The sequence below is a fragment of the Nonomuraea wenchangensis genome, from assembly GCF_900111685.1.
GTDB lineage: Bacteria > Actinomycetota > Actinomycetes > Streptosporangiales > Streptosporangiaceae > Nonomuraea > Nonomuraea wenchangensis.
Genome location: NZ_FOHX01000005.1, coordinates 104079 through 126371 on the forward strand (window position 1 = coordinate 104079; position 22293 = coordinate 126371).

General features: G+C 73.3%; 21 protein-coding genes. 8 read left to right on the forward strand and 13 right to left on the reverse strand.

The window, feature by feature from the left end:
- The first annotated feature begins 70 nt into the window (after positions 1-70).
- On the forward strand, positions 71-2674 hold the full coding sequence (locus tag BMW85_RS16255; protein WP_091082084.1) for a PEP/pyruvate-binding domain-containing protein: 2604 nt from the start codon (positions 71-73) through the stop codon (positions 2672-2674).
- On the opposite strand, the gene BMW85_RS16260 is transcribed toward BMW85_RS16255, so the two are convergent.
- The 6 genes from BMW85_RS16260 to BMW85_RS16285 all read right to left on the reverse strand — a co-directional run bounded on the left by BMW85_RS16260 (position 2650) and on the right by BMW85_RS16285 (position 8337).
- Positions 2650-3492 (reverse strand): sugar phosphate isomerase/epimerase family protein, encoded by an 843-nt coding sequence (locus BMW85_RS16260; RefSeq protein WP_091082086.1) that lies wholly within the window; start codon positions 3490-3492, stop codon positions 2650-2652. The two genes, BMW85_RS16255 and BMW85_RS16260, sit on opposite strands and share 25 nt — an antisense overlap.
- The gene (locus tag BMW85_RS16265; protein WP_091082087.1) at positions 3489-4640 is read right to left on the reverse strand and encodes a dihydrodipicolinate synthase family protein; all 1152 of its coding nucleotides are present in this window, start codon (positions 4638-4640) and stop codon (positions 3489-3491) included. The genes BMW85_RS16260 and BMW85_RS16265 overlap by 4 nt, the downstream gene beginning before the upstream one ends.
- Positions 4637-5782 carry a Gfo/Idh/MocA family protein gene (locus BMW85_RS16270; protein ID WP_091082089.1) on the reverse strand — a complete coding sequence of 382 codons (1146 nt, stop codon included), beginning with the start codon at positions 5780-5782 and terminating at the stop codon, positions 4637-4639. The genes BMW85_RS16265 and BMW85_RS16270 overlap by 4 nt, the downstream gene beginning before the upstream one ends.
- 77 nt (positions 5783-5859) lie before the next feature.
- Positions 5860-6351, reverse strand: coding sequence for a DUF5946 family protein (locus tag BMW85_RS16275; protein ID WP_143082306.1), 492 nt, complete (start codon positions 6349-6351; stop codon positions 5860-5862).
- 117 nt (positions 6352-6468) lie between these two features.
- The gene (locus BMW85_RS16280) at positions 6469-7695 is read right to left on the reverse strand and encodes a ribonuclease D (RefSeq protein ID WP_091082092.1); all 1227 of its coding nucleotides are present in this window, start codon (positions 7693-7695) and stop codon (positions 6469-6471) included.
- 45 nt (positions 7696-7740) lie between these two features.
- The gene (locus BMW85_RS16285; protein WP_091082093.1) at positions 7741-8337 is read right to left on the reverse strand and encodes a DUF3000 domain-containing protein; all 597 of its coding nucleotides are present in this window, start codon (positions 8335-8337) and stop codon (positions 7741-7743) included.
- A gap of 620 nt (positions 8338-8957) precedes the next feature.
- Here BMW85_RS16285 and hemE point away from each other — a divergent pair.
- Positions 8958-9956, forward strand: a complete 999-nt coding sequence (gene hemE / locus BMW85_RS16295) for a uroporphyrinogen decarboxylase (protein WP_218155837.1) — start codon at positions 8958-8960, stop codon at positions 9954-9956.
- Between the two features lie 76 nt (positions 9957-10032).
- On the opposite strand, the gene BMW85_RS16300 is transcribed toward hemE, so the two are convergent.
- On the reverse strand, positions 10033-11010 hold the full coding sequence (locus tag BMW85_RS16300; RefSeq protein WP_091082097.1) for a DUF4349 domain-containing protein: 978 nt from the start codon (positions 11008-11010) through the stop codon (positions 10033-10035).
- A 107-nt stretch (positions 11011-11117) separates the two neighbouring features.
- Between BMW85_RS16300 and hemG the strand changes: the two genes are divergently transcribed.
- Together hemG and hemQ are read left to right on the forward strand one after the other, a co-directional pair.
- Complete coding sequence (gene hemG / locus BMW85_RS16305; protein ID WP_245774835.1) at positions 11118-12530, forward strand: protoporphyrinogen oxidase; 1413 nt, start codon at positions 11118-11120, stop codon at positions 12528-12530.
- Positions 12527-13228: a hydrogen peroxide-dependent heme synthase gene (hemQ, locus tag BMW85_RS16310; RefSeq protein ID WP_091082099.1), complete on the forward strand. Its 702-nt coding sequence runs from the start codon at positions 12527-12529 to the stop codon at positions 13226-13228. The genes hemG and hemQ overlap by 4 nt, the downstream gene beginning before the upstream one ends.
- A gap of 6 nt (positions 13229-13234) precedes the next feature.
- Here the strand turns inward: hemQ and BMW85_RS16315 are convergent, their stop codons facing one another.
- From BMW85_RS16315 to BMW85_RS16325, 3 genes are read right to left on the reverse strand one after another with little or no spacing between them, the layout of a single operon-like run.
- Positions 13235-14416: an ABC transporter permease gene (locus BMW85_RS16315; protein ID WP_091082100.1), complete on the reverse strand. Its 1182-nt coding sequence runs from the start codon at positions 14414-14416 to the stop codon at positions 13235-13237.
- The gene (locus BMW85_RS16320; protein ID WP_091082102.1) at positions 14413-15552 is read right to left on the reverse strand and encodes an ABC transporter permease; all 1140 of its coding nucleotides are present in this window, start codon (positions 15550-15552) and stop codon (positions 14413-14415) included. The genes BMW85_RS16315 and BMW85_RS16320 overlap by 4 nt, the downstream gene beginning before the upstream one ends.
- A gap of 1 nt (position 15553) precedes the next feature.
- On the reverse strand, positions 15554-16492 hold the full coding sequence (locus BMW85_RS16325; RefSeq protein WP_245774836.1) for an ABC transporter ATP-binding protein: 939 nt from the start codon (positions 16490-16492) through the stop codon (positions 15554-15556).
- A gap of 338 nt (positions 16493-16830) precedes the next feature.
- Between BMW85_RS16325 and BMW85_RS16330 the strand changes: the two genes are divergently transcribed.
- The gene (locus BMW85_RS16330) at positions 16831-17640 is read left to right on the forward strand and encodes a hypothetical protein (RefSeq protein ID WP_143082307.1); all 810 of its coding nucleotides are present in this window, start codon (positions 16831-16833) and stop codon (positions 17638-17640) included.
- Between the two features lie 176 nt (positions 17641-17816).
- Here BMW85_RS16330 and msrB read toward each other — a convergent pair whose 3' ends face one another.
- Positions 17817-18218, reverse strand: a complete 402-nt coding sequence (gene msrB / locus BMW85_RS16335) for a peptide-methionine (R)-S-oxide reductase MsrB (protein ID WP_020542927.1) — start codon at positions 18216-18218, stop codon at positions 17817-17819.
- Between the two features lie 367 nt (positions 18219-18585).
- Between msrB and ligD the strand changes: the two genes are divergently transcribed.
- Complete coding sequence (gene ligD, locus BMW85_RS16340) at positions 18586-19590, forward strand: non-homologous end-joining DNA ligase (protein WP_091082107.1); 1005 nt, start codon at positions 18586-18588, stop codon at positions 19588-19590.
- Positions 19591-19753: 163 nt separating this feature from the next.
- On the opposite strand, the gene BMW85_RS16345 is transcribed toward ligD, so the two are convergent.
- Together BMW85_RS16345 and BMW85_RS16350 are read right to left on the reverse strand one after the other, a co-directional pair.
- Positions 19754-20566, reverse strand: a complete 813-nt coding sequence (locus BMW85_RS16345; protein WP_091082864.1) for an MBL fold metallo-hydrolase — start codon at positions 20564-20566, stop codon at positions 19754-19756.
- Positions 20567-20574: 8 nt separating this feature from the next.
- The gene (locus BMW85_RS16350; RefSeq protein WP_091082109.1) at positions 20575-20769 is read right to left on the reverse strand and encodes a hypothetical protein; all 195 of its coding nucleotides are present in this window, start codon (positions 20767-20769) and stop codon (positions 20575-20577) included.
- 184 nt (positions 20770-20953) lie between these two features.
- Here BMW85_RS16350 and BMW85_RS16355 point away from each other — a divergent pair, with 184 nt between their 5' ends.
- Both BMW85_RS16355 and BMW85_RS16360 read left to right on the forward strand, forming a co-directional pair.
- Entirely contained in the window at positions 20954-21574 is a 621-nt protein-coding gene (locus tag BMW85_RS16355) for a hypothetical protein (RefSeq protein ID WP_143082308.1), read from the forward strand.
- The gene (locus BMW85_RS16360) at positions 21564-22292 is read left to right on the forward strand and encodes a class F sortase (protein WP_091082112.1); all 729 of its coding nucleotides are present in this window, start codon (positions 21564-21566) and stop codon (positions 22290-22292) included. Before BMW85_RS16355 ends, BMW85_RS16360 begins: the two co-directional genes overlap by 11 nt.
- The last annotated feature ends 1 nt before the right edge of the window (position 22293 follow it).

Here is a 22293-nt window from a genome sequence, read left to right on the forward strand (position 1 = left end):
TCAGGTGTTGAATTTCTGCCCGGCAGGCGTGACACTGATGACAGGACGCTGAACGGCAGGGGCGCACACGATGAACACGGCACTGGACTTCTCCGAGATCGACGGCGGCATGCTCGCCGAGGTCGGCGGCAAGGCCGCGAACCTCGGCGAGCTCACCCGCGCGGGGCTGCCCGTCCCGCCCGGCTGGGTGCTGACCACCGACGCCTACGGCCTGGCCGCCACCGGCCTCGACCTGACGCCGGACGACACGCTCGCCGAGCGCGCCCGGCGGCACCTGCTGGAGGCGCGGGTCCCCGAGGACGTCCACGAGACGATCGTCAAGCGCTACGCGGCGCTCGGCCCTGACGTGGCGGTGGCCGTGCGCTCGTCGGCCACCGCCGAGGACCTGCCGTTCGCCAGCTTCGCCGGGCAGCAGGACACCTATCTCAACGTCGTCGGCGCCGAGGCCGTGATCGAGGCCGTACGCCGCTGCTGGGCCTCGCTCTGGACCGACCGCGCGGTGGCCTACCGCGAGGCCAACGGCATCGACCACGCCGCCGTCCGCCTCGCCGTGGTCGTCCAGGTCATGGTGGACGCGCGGGTGGCGGGCGTGATGTTCACCGCCAACCCGGTCACCGGGCGGCGGCGCGAGACCGTCATCGACGCCAGCCCTGGGCTCGGCGAGGCCGTCGTCTCCGGCGCGGTCAACCCCGACCGCTTCGTGGCGTACGACGGCGAGATCCTGGAGCGCCGGGCCGGCGACAAGCGCGTGGCCGTCCGCCCGCTGCCCGGCGGCGGCACCGAACGCGTCGAGACCGCTCACGACGGATTCTGCCTCACCGACGCCGAGGTGCTGCGCCTGGCCGAGCTGGGCCGCCGCGTCGAGGACCACTACGGCGCGCCCCAGGACACCGAGTGGGCCGTCGACGCCGGCGGCGCGCTCTGGCTCACCCAGGCCAGGCCGATCACCACGCTCTACCCGCTGCCCGAGCCGGCCCGGCCCGGCCTGCGCGTCTACCTCTCGCTCAACGTCGTCCAGGGCGTCATGGGCCCGCTCACCCCGATGGGTCTGGCGGCGTTCCGGCTGCTCGGCGGGGGAGCGGCGGGCATCGCCGGCCACGGCCCGGCCGACCCGCTCGACGGCCCGGCCTTCATGTCCGTCTCAGGGCAGCGAATCTGGCTCGACCTCACCACCGCGGTACGCAGCCGCCCCGGCCGGGCCATCCTGCCTCGCGTCCTCACCCTCGGCGAGGCCCGCGGCGTGACCCTCGTGCGGCGGCTGTTCGACGATCCGCGCCTGGAGCTCGCCCGCTCCTCGCGCCGCCCGTTCCTGCGCGGCCTGGCCCGCTTCGCCCGGCGCGTCCACCTGCCCTCGCGGGCGTTCCTGGCGCTCACCGCGCCGGAACGCGCGCTCGGCTACACCCGCCTGGTCGGCGAGGTGCTCGACCGGCGGCTGCGGGTGCCCGCCACCGCCACGCCCGCGCAACGCCTGGACCACGCCGAGCGGCTGCTGGCCGGCACGTTCCCGTCGATCGTCTCCGTGATGCCGATCGTGATCATCGGCTACGGCCTGTTCGCGCTGGCCGGCCGGCTCTCCGGTCTGTCGCTGGCCGAGATGCAGGACGTGCTCCGCGGCCTCCCGCACAACCCCACCACCGAGATGGACCTGAAGCTGTGGGAGCTGGCCACCCGCGTCGAGCCGGAGCCGTTCGCCGAGCTGACGGTCGCCGAGCTGGTCCGCCGCTACGAGGCCGGCGAGCTGCCGCCGGTCGCGCAGCGCGGCGTCGCCGCGTTTCTCGCCGAGTACGGCCACCGCGGCGTCGCCGAGATCGACCTCGGCGTGCCCCGCTGGTCGGAGGAGCCCGCCCATATCCTCGGCGCGCTGGCCAACTACCTGCGCATGGACGCCGGCTCCGACCTCGCGCCCGCCGCGCTGTTCGCCAAGGGCGAGGCCCAGGCGCGGGAGGCCGCCGCCCGCGTGGTCGCCGCGGCCCGCGCCAAAGGCCGGTGGCGGGCCCCCGTGACGCGGTTCGCGCTGCGGCGCACCCGTACCTATGCCGGGCTGCGCGAGCTGCCCAAGTTCTACCTCGTCAGGGCGCTGTCCGGGGTGCGGCACAGCCTGCTCGCCGTCGGGGAGCACCTGACCGGGCTGGGCGTGCTGGACGCGCCCGGCGACGTGTTCTTCCTCGACCTGCGCGAGGCCAGGGCCGCGCTGGCCGGCGGCGACCTGCGGGAGCTGGTGGCGCGGCGCAAGGCCGAGTACGAACGCGAGTCGCGCCGCCGGCACGTGCCCCGGATGCTGCTGTCCGACGGCACCGAGCCCGAGGCGCTGGCCTCCCCGGCGGCCGAGGGCGCGCTCACCGGCACCCCGGCCTCGGCCGGCACGGTCACCGGCCGGGCCCGCGTCGTGCTCGACCCCGTCGGCGCGCACCTGGAGCCGGGCGAGATCCTGGTCTGCCCCTCCACCGACCCGGGCTGGACGCCGCTGTTCCTGACGGCGGGCGGGCTGGTCATGGAGATGGGCGGGGCCATGTCGCACGGCGCGGTGGTGGCCCGTGAGTACGGCATCCCGGCCGTCGTCGGCGTCCCCGACGCCACCCACCGCATCACGACCGGGCAGGAGATCGAGCTCGACGGCGCGGCCGGCACGGTCACGCCGTCGGTGCCGGATCAGGCTCGTACGACCTCCGCGTAGCGGGCCTTCATGGTGGCCAGCACCTCGTCAGGGTCGGCGGCCCAGACGTCGGCGTTGAAGATCTCCACCTCGACGTCGCCGGTATAACCGGCGTCCAGGACGGCGCGGGTGATCGGCGGGAAGTCGATCACCCCGTCGCCCATCATGCCCCGCCCGAGCAGCACGTCCGCGGGCAGCGGATGCAGGTAGTCGCACACCTGGTAGCTCGCGATCCGGCGGCCGGCCCGCGCCACGTCGGCGAACAGGCGCGGGTCCCACCACACGTGGAAGGTGTCCACCACGACGCCGACCTGCTCCTCGGGGTAGGCCAGGGCCAGGTCGAGCGCCTGGCCCAGCGTGGACACAACCGCCCGGTCGGGGCAGTAGACCGGGTGCAGCGGCTCCAGGGCGAGCTTGACGCCCCGCTCCCCGGCGTACGGCGCCAGCTCGGCCAGCGCCTCGGCCACCCGCTCCCGCGCGCCCGCCAGGTCCCGCCCGGCCGTCTCGGACAACGGCTCGCCCGGCTTCACCCCGGGCAGGCCGCCGACCACCAGCACCAGGCAGGCCGCCGCCAGTTCGGCCGCCTCGTCGACGGCCCGCCGGTTGTCGGCCAGCGCGGCGGCGAACGCCTCGCCGCCGGTCGTCAGGAAGCCGCCCCTGCACAGGGACGACACCCGCAGGCCGGCGTCACGTACCAGCTTGGCGCTGGCCGCGAGGCCCTGCTCGGCCACCTTCTCCCGCCACAGCCCGATCGCCTCCAGGCCGTGCCGCGCGCAGCCGTCCACGGCCTCGGCCACGGACCACCGCCGCGTCGTCCACTGGTTGAGTGACAGGCTCACAGGCCGTTCACCGCCAGCAGCGCCGACATGCGGCGCACCGCGAGCTCCGGATCGGCCAGCAGCCCCGCCTGGTCGGCCAGGCGGAACACCTCGGCCAGGTGGAGCAGCGAGCGGGCCGACTGCGCGCCGTTGACCATGGCGAAGGCGTCCTGGTGGCCGTTCAGCCAGGACAGGAAGACGATGCCGGTCTTGTAGTGGTAGGTCGGCGACTCGAAGATCTTGCGCGACAGCGGGACGGTCGGGGCCAGGATCGCCTCGTAGCGGGCCCTGGCCGCCTCGTCGCCCGCCTCGGCGGCGTCCAGCTCGCGCAGCGCCGCCGCGGCCGCAGGGGCGATGGCGTCGAAGATGCCGAGCAGCGCGTGCGAGCCGCCGGCGATCAGCGACGGATAGTTGAAGTCGTCGCCGGTGTAGAGCCGCACCCCCTCGGGGAGCGCGGCGCGCAGCCGCACCTCGTGCTCCTCGTCCAGCAGCGACACCTTCACGCCGTCCACCGCCGCGGCGTGGGCGTGCACCAGCTCCAGGAACGACTCCGTCGCCGCCGCCACGTCCCGCGAGCCCCAGTAGCCGGCCAGCTGCGGGTCGAACATCTCGCCCAGCCAGTGCAGGATCACCGGGCGTTCGGCCAGGCCGAAGAGCTTGCCGTACACCCGGTGGTAGTCGCCGGGGCCCGTGGCGACCCTGGCGAGCTGGCGGGAGGCCATGACGATCACGCCCGCGCCCGCCGCCTGGACGGTCTCGATCTGCTCGGCGTAGGCGGCGGTGATCGTGTCCAGGTCGGCGGCGTCCGGCGCGTGGTCGGTGCCCGCGCCGCACGACACCAGCGTGGCCGGGTCGCCGAGCGTACGGGCCTCGGCGGCGGTGCGCCGGATCAGCTCGGCGGTCGCCGCCCAGTCCAGGCCCATGTTGCGCTGCGCGGTGTCCATCGCGTCGGCGATCCGCAGGCCGTGCGCCCACAGATGGTGGCGGAAGCGGAGGGTGGCGTCCCAGTCCACGGCGGCGGGGGAGCCGGGCGTGTTGTCGCCGAGCGGGTCGGCCACCACGTGGGCGGCGGCGTAGGCGACCCGGCTCGCGGCCGGCGAGGCGGAGACCGGCCAGTCCGTACGCTCCCGCAACGTGTACGCGCCGTGCCCCGGCAGGTCGATCCTCACAGCTGCGGCACCTCGATCCTGCGGCCCTCGGCCGACGAACGCAGCCCCAGCTCGGCGAGCTGGACGCCGCGCGCGCCCGAGGCGAAGTCGTTGGGGAAGGGCGCGTCCTCCAGCACGTGCCGGACGAACGCCTCCCACTGGATCTTGAACCCGTTGTCGAACTCCCCGTTGTCCGGCACCTCCTGCCAGTCGTCGCGGAAGCGCGCGGTGACCGGCAGGTCGGGGTTCCAGACCGGCTTCGGCGTGGCCGAGCGGTGCTGGGCGCGGCAGTTGCGCAGCCCCGCGACGGCGCTGCCGTGCGTGCCGTCCACCTGGAACTCCACCAGCTCGTCGCGGTTGACGCGGACCGCCCAGGACGAGTTGATCTGCGCGATGACGCCGCCTTCGAGCTCGAACACGCCGTACGCTGCGTCGTCCGCGGTGGCCTGGTAGGTGACGCCCTGCTCGTCCACCCGGGAGGGGATGTGCGTCACGGCGCGGGCGTAGACCGACTCGACCCGGCCGAACAGGTTCTCCAGCACGTAGTGCCAGTGCGGGAACATGTCGAGCACGATGCCGCCGCCGTCCTCGGCGCGGTAGTTCCAGGACGGGCGCTGGGCCTCCTGCCAGTCGCCCTCGAACACCCAGTAACCGAACTCGCCGCGCACCGACAGGATCCGGCCGAAGAAGCCGCCGTCGATCAGCCGCTTCAGCTTCAGCAGGCCGGGCAGGAACAGCTTGTCCTGCACCACGCCGTTCTTGACGCCCTTGGCGGTGGCGGCCTCGGCCAGCGCGACCGCCTCCTGCGCCGACTCGGCGGTGGGCTTCTCCGCGTAGATGTGCTTGCCCGCCTCGATGGCCTTCAGCACGGCCTTCACGCGGGCGCTGGTCACCTGGGCGTCGAAGTAGATCAGGTTGTCGTCGTCGGCGAGTGCGGCGTCGAGGTCGGTGGTGAAGTCGGGGATCGCGTGCCTGGCCGCGATGTCGGCGAGCTTGCCCGCGCTCCTGCCGACGAGGACGGGCCGCAGCTTCACCCGGTCGCCGTCCGAGAGCGTCACGCCGCCCTGCTCGTTGATGGCCAAGACGGAACGGACCAGATGCTGGCGGTAGCCCATCCGTCCGGTGACGCCGTTCATCACGACGCCGATGGTGCGCACGCTCATAAGGATCCCTTCGGGACAAAACGGGGAAAGCGCTTTCCCGAACGGTACGGCTGCGCGCCCGAACACGTCAAGTCCCCTCACGACGCCTGGATGGATCTCCAGGACTCCACGGTCGCCTCGGCGATGAGCTCGATGCGGCGCCCGTACGCCTGATGCCCGTCGAACACGAAGCTGCCGCCCCTGAACGGCAGCCCGCAGAACGAGGCGCGGAAGTGCCCGGGAGGTCCGCCGGTCGGGAGCGGCTCGTACGCCGCCAGCGGGCTCATGTCGTAGCCCGCCCGCGCCCTGTGACCGTTCCTGGCCACCTGACGAGCCGCCACGCGAAGCAGCGCGTCCAGGCCCTTGTCCAGGTAGAGCTGCAACTGACGGAACTGCCCGTCGAGGTACTTCTCGTGCGCTCCGGAAGGATGCTGCAGGAGATACGCGCAGACCACGGGCGCGTGCCACCTGTACATCCGCGGATCGGCCTGCTCTTCGGAGAGGATGGCGTGGTAATAGTCCACGCACACGCCCAGGGGCCCGGCGACCGCGCCGCAGTCGCACCGACCGCCGACGGGGCTCTCTGACATGATCTGCAACCTAGACGGCCGGTGGCGGCCTTGTCGACGGGGTTTCGGCGCCCTCCGAGTACCGCCAGGACAGAAGCGCTCTCGTGGTGATCACGAGAGCGCTTCTGCCCCGAAGGGTCAGAGCTCGCCCCGGATCCGCAGCCGGGACAGGGCCTTGGCGAGGAGGTGGGCGGTGAGGGAGATCTGCCACTCCCGGGCGCCCAGGGCGCGCAGCCGCCCGGCGACGGTCTCGTCGTCGAGGTCGTCGGGAGGCTCCCAGGTGAGCCGGCGCACCGCGTCCGGCTGCAGCAGGTTCTCGGTCGGCATGTGGTGCTCGTCGGCCAGCGCCGCGATGACGGCCCGCGCGGCGGCCAGGCGCTTGGCGGCGGCCGGGTCGCGGTCGGCCCAGCGGTTGGGCGGCGGCGGCCCGTCGCCCGGCGTGCTGGGGGCCGGGAGCTGGCTCTCGGGCAGGTTGCGGGCGCGGTGCACGGCGGCCAGCCAGTCGCTCATGTGCCGCCGGGCGCTGCGCCCGGTGAAGGCGGAGATCTCGGTCAGCGCCTTCTTGGTGCGCGGCCCTTCCAGCGCCGCCGTGACGATGGCCGCGTCGGGCAGCACCCGCCCCGGCGCGAGGTCGGCCTCGCGGGCGATGCGGTCGCGCATGAGCCACAGCTCGCGCACGATGGCGAGGGCCCGCACGTTGCGTACCTTGTGGATGCCCGAGGTGCGCCGCCACGGGTCGGAGCGCGGCACGGGCGGCGGCGTGCCGAGCACGGCGGCGAACTCCTCGCGCGCCCACTCCAGCTTCCCGCTCTCCGTGAGCTGCGCGTGGAGCACGTCACGGAGCTCCACCAGCACCTCGACGTCGAGCGCCGCGTAGCGCAGCCAGTCCTCCGGCAGCGGCCGGGTGGACCAGTCGGCGGCCGAGTGGCCCTTCTCCAGCCGCAGCCCGAGCACGGTCTCCACCATCGTGCCGAGCCCCACCCGCTCGTAGCCGAGCAGCCGGCCGGCGAGCTCGGTGTCGAACATCTCCCGGGGCCGGAAGCCCACCTCCAGCAGGCACGGCAGGTCCTGCGAGGCGGCGTGCAGCACGATCTCCGCCTCGGCCACGGCGGCGTCCAGCGCGGACAGGTCGGGGCAGGCGATCGGGTCGATCAACGCCGTGCCCGATCCCGCCCGGCGGAGCTGCACCAGGTAGGCGCGGTTGCCGTAGCGGTAGCCGGAGGCGCGTTCGGCGTCCACGGCGACGGGACCGTCGCCCGCGGCGAAACGCTCCACCATCCTCGCCAGGCCGTCCGCGTCGGCGATCACCGGGGGGATGCCCTCGCGGGGTTCGAGCAGCGGCTCGACGGTTCGTTCTTCTGTCATGAGCTCACCGACCTCATGACGCTCGTGCGGTGTCGACTGGTGCCCTCACTTCGTACGGTCACTCTCCGGATCATCACGTCGCCGGGGCAGCGCGGCCACGTCCGGCGGGAGCGGCGGGATGCCCGCGGCCAGGCACATCAGGTCGCACCAGGCGGCGACATGGCCGGACAGATCCTCCTGTGCGGGAGACCAGGAGGCTCTCAGCTCCAGCTCGGTCGTGACCGGATCCTCGGCCTTGTTGCCGAACCCCTCGGACACGGCTCTAGTCACGGTACCGCCGGCGGCCGAGTAGTCGGCCTGATGGGACTCCAGAGTCTCGGTGAGCCAGCTCCACACGACCGGCCCGAGCAGCGGGTCGGAGGTGATCTCCGGCTCCATGTCGGCCCGCACGTAGGCGACCAGCCGGAACGGCCCCTCCCAGCCGCGCTGGCCGTCGGGGTCGTAGAGGAGGATCAGCCGGCCGACCGCGAGCTCGTCGTCGTCGCGGTAGACGGACGCGCCGATCGCGGCCGAGTAGGGGGCCAGCCGCTGGGGCGCGGGCAGGTCCTCCAGCTCGATCTCCGGCCGGACCTCGGACAGCCGGAGGCTCTGGGCCGCGCGTATGAACGTGGCCGGAGGCGGTGGCTGGTCACCGAGTGGCATAGCCGAAGCGTAGGTCGATGTCGGGCGGAAGGGGACCACGGGGGTGCGCATCCTTGGTGATCAAGCCAAAGCCGTAACAAGCTGGCGAACCGGTCGGGCGGTCTCGGCGGAGCCGAGGACGATCGCGTGGCCGCAGCCGGAGCAGGCCCACTCGGGGCACTCGCCCGGCTCGTGCCCGTCGGGGCACGGGGGCTGCTCGAAGGGCCGATCGCCACCGCAGGAAGCGCAGCGCTCACTACGGCGCTCTGGGGAACTCCACAACGCGGACATCGCAACGGGGCCTTTCTTCGGGTCGTGGCTCCGACGTTGGCACGAGCCGCTGACAATTCCCCGCAACGCGCTCGGCGTGTCCCGAAAGTGGTCGCTGAATCGGTGCCGCGCGGTGGGTTGGTGAACATTTGACGCAGCCGGGACCGGCTCTCTGCTCGGTCGTGGGGTGTGCTCGACCCGCACGGGACGCCGATGCCGAGCAGACCGGTAAACCTTCATCTTGCTATCTGATCATGATTTTGGGTGTCCAATGCATCTTTTTCCGACACCGCGCGTCATCTCACGCCGATGGCGGGACCGGTGACCGGCCATGGCACCCTTGAGGCGTGAATCTCGCCGACTCCGCGTTCCTGCGTGCCTGCCGCCGCCAGCCCGTTCCGCACACCCCGGTCTGGTACATGCGCCAGGCAGGGCGCTCGCTGCCGGAATACCTCAGGGTGCGCGAGGGGGTCCCCATGCTCACCGCGTGCGCGACCCCCGACCTGATCGTCGAGATCACCATGCAGCCGGTCCGCCGCTACGGCGTCGACGCGGCCATCTACTTCAGCGACATCGTGGTGCCGCTCAAGGCCATCGGCATCGACCTCGACATCAAGCCGGGGATCGGGCCGGTCGTCGCCGACCCCATCCGCGACGCCAAGGGGCTCGCGGCCCTGCGGCCGCTGGAGCCGGACGACGTGCCGTTCGTGACCGAGTCGATCCGGGCGCTCACCGGCGAGCTGGGCGGCACGCCGCTGATCGGGTTCGCGGGAGCGCCGTTCACGCTGGGGTCCTATCTGATCGAGGGCGGCCCGTCGAAGAACCACGACCGCACCAAGGCCATGATGTACGGCGCCCCCGAGCTCTGGCACGACCTCATGGAGCGGCTGACCGGCATCGTCCTTGCGCACCTGCGCGTCCAGGTGGCGGCCGGCGCCTCGGCCGTGCAGCTCTTCGACTCCTGGGTCGGCGCGGTGGCGCCCGCCGACTACCGCGAGTTCATCCTGCCGTACACCCGGCGCATCTTCGAGGGCCTCCCCGACGTCCCGCGCATCCACTTCGGCGTCGGCACCGGCGAGCTGCTCGGCCTGCTCGGCGAGGCGGGCGCCGACGTCGTCGGCGTCGACTGGCGGGTGCCGCTCGACGAGGCGGCCCGCCGCGTGGGGCCGGGCAAGGCGCTGCAGGGCAACCTCGACCCGGCCGTGCTGCTCGCCCCGTGGGAGTTCGTCGAGCGCAAGGCGCGCGAGGTGCTGCGGCAGGGGCGCGCCGCCGAGGGGCACGTGTTCAACCTCGGCCACGGTGTCCTGCCCTCGACCGACCCCGACCAGCTCAAGCGCCTCACCGAGCTGGTCCACGAGCACACCCCCTGACCCCGGATCACAGGGCCCGGGGTCCGGGGTCCGAGGCAGGCGGCCTCGGGCTCGGGTCACGCGGCCTCGGCTCGGATCACGCGGTCCCGGCGTCCGGGTCGGCCGGGCGGGAGGGCGGGGCGGCCGGCAGGCCGCCCTGGTGGACGCGACGGTCGCGGCGGGCGCGGTCGCGGCGCACCAGATAGACCAGCAGCGCCACCAGCGGCAGCGAGACCAGCAGCCACGGCAGCACCGCGCCGAGCAGCGTGAGCAGCACCACCAGGCTGGAGAGGAGCGCCTTCCAGCCGCTCTTCAGCCCGGCGAGGAACCCGTCGGACTCCTCCTCGGGCTGCGCCGCCTCGGCCACCGGTCCGAGCAGCCGCAGCGTGAGCGTCGCCATCGCGACCTGCGTGGCCAGCTCCTTCTGCTGCGCCTGCAACGACTCCAGGTCCGCCTCCCGGGAGGCGATCTCGCGCTCGACGTCCAGCACCTGGCCGATCGTGTCGGCCCGCTTCAGCAGCGTACGCAGCGACTCCAGCGACCGCTCGGCCGACTTGAGCCGGCTCTCGACGTCGGCGACCTGGAGCGTGACGTCCTGGGTGGACTGCTTCATGGAGGTCTGGGTGCCGAGCTCCTTGCCGAGCCGGCCGAGCGCGGCGTTGTAGCCGGTCGGCGGGATCTTGAACTCCAGAGTCGCGGTCTCCCGCGCCTTGCTGGCCGAGCTGCTCTGCTCGCTGGACAGATAGCCGCCGGCCGCGGTGACGATCTGCTTGGCCTGCTCGACGGCGTCGCCGACCTGCTTGACCCGGACGGTCATGCTGCCGGTGTAGATGACCTGGCGGTCCTGCTTGGTCACCTCGACCTTGGAGACCAGGCCCGCCTGATCGGCCTTGGCGTCGCGCTGGGCCGCCTTCGAGGCCGTGGGCATCGGCCGGGCCTCCGCCGCCATGTCGGCCTGCTGCTCCACAGCGGGCGCGGACGCGCTCTGGACCGTCGCGCCCCCGCCGCCGCAGCCCGCCAGGAGCAGAACGGCTGCCGCGAGCGATGACGTGATGCCGTACCGGAATCTCCTCATGTCTTGAAGACGGTTCGGCGGGCGGATCGGTTTGATGGCATGAATCACGGTCCGGTCACGCGCCCCGCGCAGGTGGGCGGCCCGCCGAGGCGGTAGCGTCAGGAGGCGTGGAAGGGAATCGGGCGCACGTCGTCGTGATCGGCGGAGGGATCTCCGGCCTCGCCGCCGCGTGGTACATCCGCCAGGGCGCGGACGAACGGGTCAAGGTCACCGTGCTGGAGTCGAGCCCGCGCATCGGCGGCAAGCTGCACGCCTCCGAGGTCGCCGGGGTGAGCGTGGACGCCGGCGCGGAGGCCATGCTGGCCCGCCGCCCCGAGGGCGCCGAGCTGGCGAGGGCGGTCGGCCTCGGCGACGAGCTGGTCTTCCCGGGCACCACCAGCTCGGCCATCTACTCCAGAGGCGCCCTGCACGCCATGCCGAAGGGCCAGGTCATGGGCGTGCCCGCCGACCTGACCGAGCTGGCCAAGTCCGGCATCATCTCGCCCGCCGGGCTGCTGCGCGTGCCGCTCGACCAGATCCTGCCCGCCACGCTCGTCCGCACCGACGTGTCCGTGGCCGCCTACATCCGCGCCAGGATGGGCGGCGAGATCGTCGACCGGCTGGTCGAGCCGCTGCTCGGCGGTGTCTACGCGGGCCGCGCCGACCTGCTCTCGCTGGAGGCCACGATGCCCCGCGTGGCGGCCGTGGCCCGCTCCGAGCGCTCACTGCTGTCGGCCGCCCGCCACCTGGTCGAGGAGACCCCCAAGAACGCCGGGCCGGTCTTCACGACCCTGCGCGGCGGCGTCGGCACGCTGCCCGAGGCGGTCGCCAAGGCGTCGGGGGCCGACGTCAGGACCGGCGTCACCGTACGCGAGCTGCGCCGCGTCGGTCAGGGCTGGCGCCTGGTGACCGGGCCGGTGCCGAGGCCCGAGACCGTCGAGGCCGACGCCGTGATCGTCGCCGCGCCGGGCCCCGCCGCCGCCCGCCTGCTCCAGGACGAGGCGCCGAAGGCGGCGGCCGAGCTGGCCAGGATCGAGTACGCCAGCATGGCCGTCGTCACGCTCGCCTACCCGCTGTCGGCGTTCCCGCAGCCGCCCGCCCGCAGCGGCTACCTCGTGCCGGCCGTCGAGCGCCGCCCGGTCAAGGCGGTGACGTTCAGCTCCGTGAAGTGGCCCCACCTGGCCAAGGACCTGGTGATCCTGCGCTGCTCGATCGGCCGCCTGGGCGAGGAGCACCTGCTCCAGCGCGAGGACGCCGAGCTGGTGTCGCTCGCCATCGCCGAGATGGCCGAGGTGATGGGCGCGCGCGGCCTGCCGGTCGACAGCCGGGTCACCCGCTGGGGAGGCGGGCTGCCCCAGTACAACGTGGGCCACCTCGACCGGGTGGCGCGGGTGCGCGCGGCGGTCGCGGTCGAGCCGGGGCTCGCCGTGTGCGGCGCGGCCTACGACGGCATCGGCATCCCGGCCTGCATCGGCACCGCCCGTACGGCGGCCGCCCGGATCTTGGACCAGCTGTCCCAGCGAGGAGAAGAGGAACGATGACAGAAGGAGCTCCGCGGCCGAAGGCCCGCGATCTCAACCAGGTGATCCGCTACACCATGTGGTCGGTCTTCCAGGCGACCGAGCCGTGCCCCGCCGACCGCGACGGTCTGGCGGGCGAGGTCGAGGAGCTGCTGGAGCAGGCCGCGGGCAAGGACGTCGTGACCAGGGGGGTCTACGACGTCTCCGGGCTGCGGGCCGACGCCGACTTCATGTTCTGGTGGCACGCGCCGACGCCGGAGGACCTGCAGGACGTCTACTCCCGCTTCCGCCGTACGGCGCTCGGCCGGCACAGCAGGCCCGTCTGGTCGGCCATGGCGCTGCACCGGCCGGCCGAGTTCAACAAGTCGCACATCCCGGCCTTCCTCGCCGAGGAGGAGCCGCGCGCCTACGTCAGCGTCTACCCGTTCGTCCGCTCCTACGAGTGGTACCTCCTGGAGGACTCCGAGCGGCGGGCGATGCTGGCCGAGCACGGCCGGATGGCGCGCGACTACCCCGACGTGCGGGCCAACACCGTCTCCTGCTTCTCGCTCAACGACTACGAGTGGATGCTCGCCTTCGAGGCCGACGAGCTGCACCGCATCGTCGACCTCATGCGTACGCTGCGCGGCGCCGCGGCCCGGCGCCACACCCGGGTCGAGATCCCGTTCTACACCGGCGCCCGCAAGCCGGTGCGCGAGCTGGTCGAAGCCCTTCCCTAGCGGGCTCTATCGGGTCAGGGCGGCGCGCAGGCGCCACGCGCCGAGCGCGAGGAGCGCCGCCGCGTAACCGGTCAGCACGCCGAGCTGCGGCAGGACGCCGGCCAGACCGGCGTCCCCGCGCAGCAGCTCGGCGAAGCCGTCCAGGGCCCAGGCGTGCGGGGTGACGTGCGCGAGGAGGCGCATGGGCGCGGGGAAGAACTCCAGCGGCGCCATCGCGCCGCCGGCCGCGGCCAGGCCCAGGGCGAGCAGCAGGCCCAGCGCGTTCGCCTGCTGCCCGGTGCGCGCCGCCGCCCCGAGCAGCATCGCGGCCCCGCCGCTCACCAGCGCGAACGCCACCAGCAGCAGGGCCGCGCCGGCCGGGTCACCCCAGCGCACCCCGAACAGCAGCGCCGACCCGGCCATGATGACCAGGCCCTGGAGCAGGGCCACGGCCACCCGGCCCGCGGCCTCGCCGAGCAGGATGACGCCGACCGGCACCGGGGCGGCGTACATCCGGCGCGAGATCCCGAGCGACCGCGTCTCGATGACCGCCGAGGCGGCGTTCAGCGAGGTCAGGAACATGAACAGAAGCAGTTGCGAGGTCGCGGCGACCTCATAGCCGCCCAGAGGGGACGGGCCGGCCGCCCCGGCGGCGCTCACGGCGACCGTGACGCCGGGCGCGGGAGCGGCCTCCGCCCTCGCCACCAGCTCGTCGAAGCCGCCGGAGACGCCGGCGCTCCGCGCGTACGCGGCGGCCCGCGCCGGCATCGTCACCCGGGTGACCACGGCGTTCAGCGCGGCGCCGAGCCGGTGGGCCGCGGGCTCGTCCCGGCCGATGAGCGCCAGCGTGACGGGGGTGTAGGCGCGCAGTGCGCGGTCGTACCCGGCCGGGACGATCAGCGCGCCGGACAGCCTGCCGTGCTCGACCGCGTCGCGCGCCTCGGCGTCGCCGCTCACCGGCACGATCCGGTGCCCGGCCGCCTCCAGGGCCCGTACCAGCTCGGTCGCCCGGGGGCCGCCGTCGCCGTTCACGACGCCGAGCGGGGGACGGAAGCCGGAGCCGAACGACAGCCCCAACACCATGATCAGCACGATCGGGAAGATGACCACGAAGAAGACGTTCGTCCGGTCGCGGAAGAGCCGGACCAGGTTCGCCCAGGCGATCGCCCCGGCGGCCCGCGCGATCGTCATGGCCGTCGCCGCTGTCATGGCCGCAACATCCTTCCCACCCGGAGGAGCGCGACCCCGGTCGTGACCGCCGCGAAGGCGAGCAGCGCCAGCGTCGGCCCTGGCGCGACCGCAGGCGCGTGCTCCCCGTGCAGGTCGGCGAGGCCCTGCAGGAACCAGCGGTGCGGGGTGAGCAGGCTGAGCGCGGCGAAGGCCCCGCCGAGCTGCTGGACGGGCACGAACACGCCGCCGAGCACGCCGCACAGCACCGCGACGACGCTCTGCAGGTTTCCCGCCTGCTCGGCGGTCCTCGCCACCGTAGCCACCAGCGCCATGACCCCGCTCGCGGCCAGCACGCCCGCCACGACGAGCAGCCCCACGCCCAGCGGGTGGCCCCAGCGCGCGCCCAGCAGCAGTGCGGAGGCGCTCATGAGGACGGCCGTGGCGGCGACGCCGGCGACGACCCCCGTCAGCAGCTTGGCCAGCGCGATCGCGGTCCGCGGGACCGGCGCGGCCAGCAGCCGGGCCAGGGTGCCGTCGCGGCGCTCGTCCAGGACCGAGCTGAAGCCGAACTGCACGGTGAAGAAGAGGAAGAACACCGCCATCCCGGCCGCGAACCCCTCCGCAAGCGAGAGCTGCCGCCGCTCCGCCCCCAGCTCCTCGACCGCGACCGGGCGGGGGACCAGCGTCGCCCCCTCGAACGTCCCGCCGTCCACGACCGCGAGCGTCACCTGCACGTAGCGGACCTCGGCGGCGAACGACTCGGCGACCGCGCGGGCGATGTACGCGCCCTGGCCGGAGTCGCCGATGATCTGGAGGGTGGCGGGCCGGCCCTCGGTCACCGCGTCGCTGAACCCGGGCGGGACGACGTAGGCGGCGTCCGCCTCGCCCCGCTCCACCGCCTCCCGCGCCTCCCGTTCCTCCGCGACCGGGCGCAGCCTGATGACGCCGCCCCGCTCCAGGGGGCGCAGCGCCTGCTCGGCGAACGCGGTGACGACCGGCCCGCCGTCCCGGTCGGCCAGTGCGATCGTCGGCGCCGCCTGCGCGTCGATGCCCCTGAACACCAGGCTGAACACGGCCGCCAGACCGAACGGCACCACCAGCGCGAGCAGGAACAGCGAGCGGTCGCGTACCCGCTGGCGCAGGTCCTTCGCCATGACGAGGAGGGTCGCGCGCATGTCAGTCCCGCAGCGCCTTGCCGGTGAGGTGCAGGAACACCGACTCCAGGTTCGGCTCGTGCACCTCGACCGCGCGTACGGTCACGCCCGCGTCCGTGGCCGCGCCGAGCACCCGGGGCAGCGCCCGGCCGGCGTCCTCGACCATCACCTCGACGCGGCCCTCGTGCCCGGTGGCCGCGCGCACCTCGGGCAGCGCCTGCAGCGACGGCACGACCCGCGGGCCCTCGACCGTCAGCGTGATCCGGTCCAGCTCGCCCACCAGGGCGACCAGCTCCCTGCGGGTGCCCTCGGCCCTGATCCGGCCGAGGTCGAGGATGCCGATGCGGTCGCAGAGGCGTTCGGCCTCCTCCATGTAGTGGGTGGTGTAGAGGATCGCGGTCCCCTCGCCGGCGAGGGCGGCGACGCTCTCCAGGATGGCGTTGCGGCTCTGCGGGTCCACGCCCGCGGTGGGCTCGTCCAGGATCAGCAGGGGAGGGCGGTGCAGGAGGCCGACGCCGAGGTTGAGCCGGCGCTTCATGCCGCCGGAGAACTCCTTGACCGCGTCCTCGGCCCGGCCGGTGAGGCCGACGACGGCCAGCACCTCGTCGATGCGGCGGCGGGCCTCGGCGCGGCCCAGACCGTGGAGGCGGGCGAAGAAACGCAGGTTCTCGCGGGCGGTGAGGTCGGGGTAGAGGGCGAGCTCCTGGGGGACGTAGCCGATGCGGCGCTTGCCCCAGGTGCTCGACGGGCCGTGCGGCCGGCCGCAGACCAGCACCTCGCCGCCGTCGCGGTCGAGGATGCCGGCGATCATTGAGATCGTGGTCGTCTTGCCCGCGCCGTTGGGGCCCAGCAGTCCGTACGTCTCACCGGCGGCGATGGCGAAGCCGACGTCGGCGACCGCCACGAGATCGCCGAACGCCTTGCGCAACTCATGACATCTCAGGATCTCGTCCTGCGCCACAACCGTAGTGTGATCGTAGGCGTCCTACACCGGCAAGCCCCGATCCGGGGCCCACGGGGGTGAAGGAGGCCGGGATGCGACCATCCGCCAAGCCCAGCCACACGCCGGACCTGGATCCGGCGCGGCGAGAGCAGGCCCCGCGGCCGGAAAGCCGCAGGCACACGGGCGGACGGCACGCGGCCCGGCGGTCGCGGCGCGACCTGCGGTGGCGCGGGGCGGGGGAACGCGGGCTGTGGGGCCGTGGGCCGACGGGGCGCCGGGCGCGGAAGGATGCGGCCGGTCCGGCTTCTACAGGGCCGGCTGCTGCGCGTCCGGCCTTTGCGCGTCCGGTGGTCGCGATGGTCGTTGGGGCGCTCGTGCTGGCCGGGGGAGTGGCGGTGGCGCTCGCCGGCGGCGCGGTGTTCGGCGGCGCGGTGGCCGGCGGCGGGATGAGTGGTGCGGGACCGGCCGCGCTGCCGGGCGGTACGCGACCGGACGGTCCGGCGTCGCCCGGCCGAGCGGACGGTACGGGGCCACGAGCGGGCGTCCCGTCCGGGGCGAGCGACGCAGGCCGCCCGGCAGCCCAGGGGAGTCCGAACGCGTCCACCACGTCCCGGGGAACGGCAGCCCCCAGACGGACCGCCGCGCCGGCGGACGCACGCAAGGGCGGCGAGGCCACGACCGCACCCGCCCCGGCAACCGCCGACGCGGACTCGATCCCCGGCGTCACCCCGCCCCTGGACGAGGGCCTGCTCGCCATCCCCGGCACGGACACGGCCGACGGCTACCGCACGGACGACTACAGCCCTGACAACTACAGCATCGACGACTACCGTGCCGACGGCCCGTCCTCGCACACCGACCACCGCGCGATGGACTACTTCCGCGCACACTGGAGCCCCACCGAAAGGGCTCAGAGCCGCGTCACGGACATCCGCTCCGTCGGCGGATATTTACGCATCTACACAAACCTGCCGGAGTCCGCGCGCAACTCCCGCACCGCCGTCGTCCTGTGCGAACGCGGAATGGACTACCTGCGCGCCGCCGGAGCGACCCGGCGCGTCGTGTTCGTGCACGCGCGCCTCGGCGGGAACGGCAACCCCGTGCTCGCCAACATCCTCGGCCCCTCCGACCGCAGCTGCACCCTCACCCACCCCGCCCCGGAATGAGGAGCGGCACCGCCGCGTCAACGCACCCGTACGCGCGTCTTCGCGCACACCTCGCACCGCTGGGTGACGACCCGGCCGATGGTCTCGATCGTCACCCACCGGTGGCGGAGATGGATGAACCGCACGCGGGGAGGCTTACCCGTGGCCCAAGATTGGTACGCGGAGTCGCTGAGTGATCACGCCTTGGGTTCGAGGCGCAGCGACACCGAGTTGATGCAGTAGCGATCGTCGGTGGGCGTGGGGTAGCCCTCACCGTGGAAGACGTGCCCCAGGTGCGAGTCGCATCTCTCGCACCGCACCTCGGTGCGCACCATGCCGAGGCTGCGGTCCTCGATCAGCTTCACCGCGTCCGACTCGGAGGGGGCGTAGAAGCTCGGCCACCCGCAGTGCGACTCGAACTTCGTGTCGGAGCGGAACAACTCGGCGCCGCAGGCGCGGCACGAGTAGACGCCCTCGACCTTGGTGTCGACGTACTCCCCCGTGAACGGGCGCTCGGTCCCGGCCTCCCTGAGGACGTGGTACTCCTCCGGGGAGAGCTGCGACCGCCATTCGGCCTCGCTCTTGACGACCTTTTCCATACCCCCAGAGTACGAGACGGCCGAAGTGCGAGATCCGGCAAAAAGAGATCTCCGCAGGGTGAAGCATCCATTCTGGGGAGAATTCGCGTCTTTGTCGGTAAGGGGGTGTCATCGCCTCCTGCGAAGGGGTGAGATCGTCCGCGGACCCGATGAGCGGCACAGCCCACGCCCGTGCTGGCGCCGCTGAAGGGGTCAGAACGGCCGGCCGGGTGGCGCGCCAGCGCCCGGAACGGCGGTGGACGGTCTGCAGGCCCGCCCTGTCGAGCCCTCGGTCCCGCCACCGAGAAGTGCTCCGGGGCGGGCCCACCCTGCCCGCGACCGGCCTCCCACCCCGTTTCTGTCGGAGAAGGGCTGTAGGTTCCTGGGCATGGCATCGCCGTTCATCGAGCTAGAGGTGGGGGAGCGCACCGTCAAGGTGACCAACCCCGACAAGGTCTACTTCCCGCAGCTCGGCGCCACGAAGCGCGAGCTGGTGGACTATTACGTCAGCGTCGGCGAGGGCGCGCTGCGGGCGTTGCGCGACCGCCCGACCAACATCAAGCGCCATCCCGACGGCGTGCAGACCGAGGCCATCTACCAGAAACGCATGCCGCCCAAGCATCCCGACTGGCTCCAGTCGGTCACCGTCACCTTCCCGAGCGGCCGCACGGCGCAGTCCCTGCGCGTCACCGAGGTCGCCGCGCTCGCCTACTGCGCCAACCTCGGCACCATCGACTTCCACCCCTGGCAGGTGCGGGCAGCCGACGTCGAGCACCCCGACGAGCTGCGCATCGACCTCGACCCGCAGCCCGGCCTCGACTTCGACGCCGCGCGCCGGGCCGCCTTCCTGACCAGGGACGTCCTCGGCGAGCTGGGCATGACCGGCTTCGTCAAGACCTCCGGCAACCGCGGCGCGCACATCGCCGTCCGCATCGAGCCGAGATGGGACTTCATCCAGGTCCGCCACGCCGGCATCGCCCTGGCCAGGGCGGTCGAGGAGCGCGATCCCGGCCTGGTCACCACCGCCTGGTGGAAGGAGGAGCGCGGGCAGCGGGTCTTCATCGACTTCAACCAGAACGCCCGCGACCGCACCGTCGTCAGCGCCTACTCCGTGCGCGCCCAGCCACACGCGCCCGTCTCCACCCCGCTGACCTGGGACGAGCTGGCCGACGCCGACCCGCGCGACTTCGACATCCGCACCGTGCCCGCCCGCTTCGCCGAGCTGGGCGACGTGCACGCGGCCATCGACGACCACGCCTACTCGATCGAGCCGCTGCTGGAGCTCTACGCCAAGGACGATCGCGGCGACATGCCCTACCCACCCAACTATCCGAAAATGCCGGGCGAGCCGATGCGCGTGCAACCCAGCCGCGCCCGCCACCAGGAAGACTGACGCCCCGGGCACCCCGGAGCCTGATGCCCCGTAGCCTGGCACGCTGACGCCGTGGGCGCCGGACAGGCTGACGCCGTGGGCGCCCGGGAGGCACCCGAGCGCCGTGGCAGGCCAGTGACGGCGCCCAATAGTGGCGGAGAAAGGCGGCGATCAGTGGTGGCGGTCAGTGGCGGGCGATTTGGTGGGGGGAGAGCTCTCGTGTCTCGCCCCGATCCAGGTAGACCACTCGGTCGCCCAGGCCCGCCTGTTCCACATGGTGCCGGAAGTCGTCCAGCGGTGAGGTGAAGACGGTGTAGTCGTCGTAGTGGATCGGCACGACCGTACGCGGATCGAGCAGGTCCACCCAAGAGGCGCCCTGGCTGCCGTCCATGGTCACGAGCACGGCCCCGAGCAGCTTGGTCCCGCCCAGGTGGACGAGTGCCACGTCGATCTCCGGGAAGCGGCGCGGGATCGCGTCGAGCCGGCGGTCGAGCAGCGTGTCACCGCTGATGTGCAGGCGCAGCTCCACCCGTTCGTCGCGGTCACGGAACTCCAGCATCGTCCCGATGACCGGCGGCAGCAGCCGCTCCAGCGGCCCCGGCGCGTGCCGGGCGGGCAGGGCGGTGATCGTGACGCTGCCCTGCGCGTTGCGCAACTCGTGCTGCTGCCACTGCCGCAGGCCGACGCTCTGGCCGAAGCCCCGGCGGCGGAGCTTGCCGGCCGCGGAGAGCGTGGTCACGATGGGCGTGTCGCGGTCCAGGCCCCTGCGGGTGACCCGGTCCCAGTGGTCGCCGTGCATGTGCGAGAGCACGACCGCGTCCAGGGTCGGCAGGTCCTCGATCTCCAGGGCGGGGTTCGTACGGCGGCGTGAGACCAGGCCGTGGCCCAGGTAGGCGAGCTGTCCCCGGTGCAGGAAGTTGGGATCCGTCAGCAGCGTGAAGCCGTTGTAGCGGATCAGCGTCGTCGCGTTCCCGATGAACTGGATGCTCCCTTTCACGGCGGCGCTCACTCCGGGTGCGGAGACTGCTGTCCGGGGGGCACGCCGCCGCCCTTGCCGCCGCCTTTGCCGCCCTTGTCGGTGCCGTGGGGCCGCGCCGAGCGCTTGCCGCCGCTCCTCGTCTCGGGAATGGCGTTCGCGGACTTGGACTCGGTCGCCGATTTGCCTGATCTGCGTAGTTCTGGCTGCTGTGGGTTGGTCATGGCGCTTCGTCCTCCCATGTACGGCTTGTCCGAGGTCCCCTGCCACCCCGGTCGAGCGCCAAACACCGCGAACAGAACGTATCGGCCTGTTTCACTTCGGTCACATTACTTGACGCTCGGTCCAATAGTTCGCAAGGCTCTCTAGGGCATCGGGGGCGACAGCCGACCTCTTCGGGAGCCTTCCATGGCAGCAAGAGCGCGACGTCTCTCGGCCGCGGGAGCGGTGACGGCCTTCGTGGTGGCGGGAGTGAGCCTGACGGCCGGTTACGGCAGCGCCGCCTCCGCCTCCGCCGGCTCCACCGCCGTCACCCGTACCGATCCCCAGGTGCCGGGAACGGGATCCACCTGCGTCCTACCGCTGCCGCTCCGCTGCGAAGCGCCCGCCGACAGCTCGTGGACGGGCGGCGACCCCAGGCCGAGTGGCACGGACGACTCGTGGCAGGGCTCCGGCGACTCGTGGTCGGGCCGCGGCGACTCCTGGTCGCCGGTCCCCGGCGACACCCGGTCCGACGCCCCGGCCCCCGGCGACACCTGGTCCAGCGTCCCGACCCCTGGCGACACCTGGTCCGGGGGCCCGGCCCCGCAGGACTCCTGGTCCTCGGCGCCCACCCCGCAGGCGTCGGACGCGCCCTGGCGGCCGGCCCGCGAACGCGAGCACCGGATCCCCCGAGGCCACCCCGAGACCGGTGGCGGTGGGCTCGTTCAGGACGGGCCGGTGTGGGCGCTCGCGGTCGGCGGGTTCGCCCTGGTCACGGGCGCGGGCCTGACCGGCGTCGCGGTACGCCGCCGCCGGGATGCCGACTGATCCGGCGCCCCGCGCGGAAACGGCCGGCAGGGGCGGGCAGTGGGGAATCTGGTGGCTGGCGGCCGTGGTCACGGTGGCGGGGCTGGCGCTGATCGCGTACGGGCTGCGCGGCATCACCGGGAACGAAGGCGAGCCGGCCCCATCAGCGAGGGCGTCGGCGGGGGCGACGGCGCAGCAGGCGCCGCCCGGCGCCGCGCCCGTGACCGGCCCCCTGCCCGTGGGCGTGGTCGCCAGGCCGATGCGGGCCGCCCGCCCCACCGCCGTCTACATCCCGTCCGTCGGCGTGGCGGCCCCGCTGACGGAGCTGGGCCTGGACGCCCGCGGCGTGATTCAGAACCCGCCCCTCGACCAGCCGAACCTGGCCGGCTGGTACCGCTACGCCCCCGTGCCCGGTCAGCGCGGCGCCGCCGTCATCACCGGCCACCTCGACACGAGGAGCGGCCCAGCCGTCTTCGCCCGGCTCAAGGACGTCAGGCGCGGCGACCAGGTGCAGGTGCTGCGCGCCGACCGCTCGGTGGCCGTCTTCGTCGTGGACCGGGTCGAGCACGCGCCGAAGTCCGGCTTCCCCGCCACTAAGGTCTACGGCAAGCTCTCCTACCCGGGCCTGCGGCTGGTGACCTGCGGCGGGACGTTCGACCGGCGGGCGCACAGCTACCGGGACAACACGATCGTGTACGCCCACCTCGCGGCCCCGTACTATCCCGGGGCCGGGAGCTGAC

Coding starts and splice junctions, on each gene's coding strand:
- BMW85_RS16255 (WP_091082084.1), top strand. CDS start 71: ATGAACACGGCACTGGACTTCTCCGAGATCGACGGCGGCATGCTCGCC.
- BMW85_RS16270 (WP_091082089.1), bottom strand. CDS start 5,782: ATGAGCGTGCGCACCATCGGCGTCGTGATGAACGGCGTCACCGGACGG.
- BMW85_RS16275 (WP_143082306.1), bottom strand. CDS start 6,351: ATGTCAGAGAGCCCCGTCGGCGGTCGGTGCGACTGCGGCGCGGTCGCC.
- BMW85_RS16280 (WP_091082092.1), bottom strand. CDS start 7,695: ATGACAGAAGAACGAACCGTCGAGCCGCTGCTCGAACCCCGCGAGGGC.
- BMW85_RS16285 (WP_091082093.1), bottom strand. CDS start 8,337: ATGCCACTCGGTGACCAGCCACCGCCTCCGGCCACGTTCATACGCGCG.
- BMW85_RS16300 (WP_091082097.1), bottom strand. CDS start 11,010: ATGAGGAGATTCCGGTACGGCATCACGTCATCGCTCGCGGCAGCCGTT.
- hemQ (WP_091082099.1), top strand. CDS start 12,527: ATGACAGAAGGAGCTCCGCGGCCGAAGGCCCGCGATCTCAACCAGGTG.
- BMW85_RS16315 (WP_091082100.1), bottom strand. CDS start 14,416: ATGACAGCGGCGACGGCCATGACGATCGCGCGGGCCGCCGGGGCGATC.
- BMW85_RS16320 (WP_091082102.1), bottom strand. CDS start 15,552: ATGCGCGCGACCCTCCTCGTCATGGCGAAGGACCTGCGCCAGCGGGTA.
- BMW85_RS16330 (WP_143082307.1), top strand. CDS start 16,831: ATGGTCGTTGGGGCGCTCGTGCTGGCCGGGGGAGTGGCGGTGGCGCTC.
- msrB (WP_020542927.1), bottom strand. CDS start 18,218: ATGGAAAAGGTCGTCAAGAGCGAGGCCGAATGGCGGTCGCAGCTCTCC.
- ligD (WP_091082107.1), top strand. CDS start 18,586: ATGGCATCGCCGTTCATCGAGCTAGAGGTGGGGGAGCGCACCGTCAAG.
- BMW85_RS16350 (WP_091082109.1), bottom strand. CDS start 20,769: ATGACCAACCCACAGCAGCCAGAACTACGCAGATCAGGCAAATCGGCG.
- BMW85_RS16355 (WP_143082308.1), top strand. CDS start 20,954: ATGGCAGCAAGAGCGCGACGTCTCTCGGCCGCGGGAGCGGTGACGGCC.
- BMW85_RS16360 (WP_091082112.1), top strand. CDS start 21,564: ATGCCGACTGATCCGGCGCCCCGCGCGGAAACGGCCGGCAGGGGCGGG.